The sequence below is a fragment of the Aestuariivirga sp. genome, assembly GCF_044238155.1.
Taxonomy (GTDB): Bacteria; Pseudomonadota; Alphaproteobacteria; order Rhizobiales; family Aestuariivirgaceae; genus Aestuariivirga.
Genome location: NZ_JBIIDX010000238.1, coordinates 1 through 2,817, shown reverse-complemented (window position 1 = coordinate 2,817; position 2,817 = coordinate 1). Strand labels below are relative to the sequence as shown.

Annotated in this window: 3 protein-coding genes; 2 read left to right on the top strand and 1 reads right to left on the bottom strand. The window is 58.5% G+C overall.

The window, feature by feature from the left end; translation table 11 throughout:
• On the top strand, nucleotides 1–1,198 hold a 1,198-nt coding region (gorA, locus tag ACILRN_RS16515; RefSeq protein WP_395690056.1), incomplete at its 5' end, for a glutathione-disulfide reductase.
• Between the two features lie 6 nt (nucleotides 1,199–1,204).
• On the opposite strand, the gene ACILRN_RS16510 is transcribed toward gorA, so the two are convergent.
• A complete protein-coding gene (locus tag ACILRN_RS16510; protein ID WP_395690055.1) occupies nucleotides 1,205–1,804 on the bottom strand; it encodes a DUF1989 domain-containing protein in 600 nt (199 codons plus the stop codon).
• Between the two features lie 146 nt (nucleotides 1,805–1,950).
• Here ACILRN_RS16510 and ACILRN_RS16505 point away from each other — a divergent pair.
• Nucleotides 1,951–2,817: class I tRNA ligase family protein (locus tag ACILRN_RS16505; RefSeq protein ID WP_395690054.1), on the top strand; the 867-nt coding region annotated here is incomplete at its 3' end.

Sequence of the window (2,817 nt, the reverse complement as noted above, 5' to 3'; positions counted from 1 at the left end):
CTACGCCTCTCAATTTGCCGAGGCCTTCGAGGATGCGGTAGGCTTCGGCTGGACCACCGGGAATGTTGCCTTCGACTGGCGCACCCTGGTGGCCAACAAGGACCGCGAGATTGATCGCCTCAACAAGTCCTACGTGCGCAATCTCGAGGCAGCGGGAGCCGAACTCATCCTGGAGCGTGCCACCCTTGCTGGGCCTCATGATGTAGAATTGGCCTCGGGTCGCCGTGTTTCTGCGCGCTACATTCTGGTGGCAACGGGGGCCACCCCTTTTGTCCCTCGCCACCTGCCTGGGCATCAACTGGCCATCACGTCGAACGAGGTGTTCGACCTGCAGCAACTGCCTGCCCGCATGGTAATTGTGGGTGGAGGTTACATCGCGGTGGAGTTCGCTGGGATTCTCTCGGGGCTTGGCGTGGAAACGGTGTTGGTTTGCCGCGGTGAACAAATCCTGCGCGGCTTTGACGACGATCTGCGCAATCATCTTGCAGCCGAGATGACAAAAAAGGGTATCGAGCTTCGTACCCGGACAAGCGTCGCGAGGCTCGAAGGGTCCGGTACAGGCATTCGCCTGACGCTTGATGATGGCAGTCAGTTTGGAGCCGGGCAGGTGATGTTTGCAACGGGCCGGGTTCCCAATGTTGCCGGGCTGGGGCTTGAGGGTGCCGGCGTGGAACTGACGCCGCACGGGGCGGTCAAGGTTGATTCCCATTCGCGCTGCAGCGTTCCGTCGGTCTATGCCGTGGGTGATGTAACCAATCGCGTAAACCTAACGCCTGCCGCGATCCGGGAAGGTCATGCCTTTGCCGATACGGTATTTGGTGGCAAGGAAGTCACCGTGGATCATTCTCTGGTTCCAACGGCTGTCTTCTCGCAGCCCGAACTTGGTACAGTCGGCTTGACCGAGACAGTAGCCAGGCAGGGTTTCCGCAAGGTTGACATATACAAGACAAGTTTCCGTCCAATGAAACACACGCTGTCAGGCCGTGATGAGCGAATGTTGATGAAGCTCGTGGTTGATGGCGAGACAGATCGCGTGCTCGGCTGCCACCTATGCGGCCCCGACGCCGGCGAAATGGCCCAACTGTTGGGCATTGCGGTGCGTATGGGTGCGAAGAAATCTGACTTTGATGCCACCCTCGCTGTCCACCCGACGGCCGCGGAAGAATTCGTGACCATGCGTGAGAAGTGGGTGGGCTGAGCGCGCCTACTGGTCCAGCACCTCGAAATGGGCCTCTGTGGTGATGCCGTTGTTGATCGGTAGCATGTCTTGCGGGCAAGCGGAGAAAGCCACGATCGCATCCATCTCGGCACGGAACACGACATAGTCGCCGGGCTTGCAGAGGCAGTTGCCCCACTCGAGACTGCCGTCCGGATGCCAGGGAATGTTCATGAAGAGATTGAGCGAGTCCGGCGTGTAGGGGATGTAGTGCCCCAGATCGGCCAGACCGGCGTGAAGGTTGTCCCGACAGTTGTCATGGTAGTGAGTGCAGCCCAGCAGACCGTAGCGCTCGTTGTCGCAGGGTGCGATCAGTGTGTCGTGCCGACCCGGGCTCGCGTCTCTGGTCATGGTTAGTATTGGGCGGCGGCGGTTGGTGATCATCTTGTCGCCTTCGATCGGGAAAAGTCTGGTCCAGAAAGCCCGGCAATGCTCCATGCCGAGATATTCCCGCAGGTCCCCGGCATTGAAGGCCCAGAAGTCAACCACCTGATTGCCATGGGTGTTGATGACTTTTACCGACTGGCCCTTGTTGAGGCGAACGGCCTTGCCCCGGCGGGCCGGGATGGTCTGCAAAGTGGCGTTCATGCTTCGTCCTCCGTGTCTGTCCGCCAGTATCCTTAATCAAGAACGGCCGTCGCTTCCAGCCCCGCTGCTCTCTGGCGGCAAGGCTTTATTGCAGCGAAAAACCTGCTAGAAGCCGCGTAAACCCTAGATTTGGACCTGATCCGCCAATGGACGACAAGCAATCAAAGACCGATCGATACCGTGACACGGTTTTCCTGCCAAAAACCTCCTTCGCGATGAAGGCTGGCCTGCCGCAGAAGGAACCCGAGCTGTTGAAGCGCTGGGAGGCGCTGGATCTCTACGGCACTCTACGGGCTCAAAGTGCCGGACGGCCAAAATACGTGCTTCACGATGGTCCACCCTATGCCAATGGCAATCTTCACATCGGCCATGCGCTGAACAAGATCCTGAAGGACATCGTGACCCGCTCGCGCCAGATGCAGGGTTTTGATTCCAATTATGTCCCCGGCTGGGACTGCCATGGCCTGCCAATCGAGTGGAAGATCGAAGAGCAGTACCGTGAAAAGGGAAAGAACAAGGACGAAGTCCCTGTAAATGATTTCCGGAAGGAATGCCGGGCCTTTGCCGAACACTGGATTGAGGTGCAGCGCAGCGAGTTCAAGCGCCTTGGCGTGACTGGGGACTGGAATAATCCCTATCTCACCATGGATTTTCGCGCTGAGGCGCTGATTGCCAATGAGTTGCTGAAGTTTGCAGAGTCCGGGCAGCTGTATCGAGGCTCAAAGCCCGTGATGTGGTCAGTGGTGGAAAAGACCGCACTTGCCGAGGCCGAGGTCGAGTATCAGGACTATCAGTCTGACATGATCTGGGCGAAGTTCCCGGTGCAGGAAATCGGCCAACACTCTTATCAGCGCATGGCGGCTGGCGGTAGCAGCTCCGATTTCGTTGCCCGGCTCCAATCGGCAAGTGTCGTGATCTGGACCACGACGCCATGGACCATCCCCGGCAACCGCGCCATCAGTTTTTCGTCAAGGATCGGCTATGGCCTCTATGAAGTCACCGCAGCACCGGAG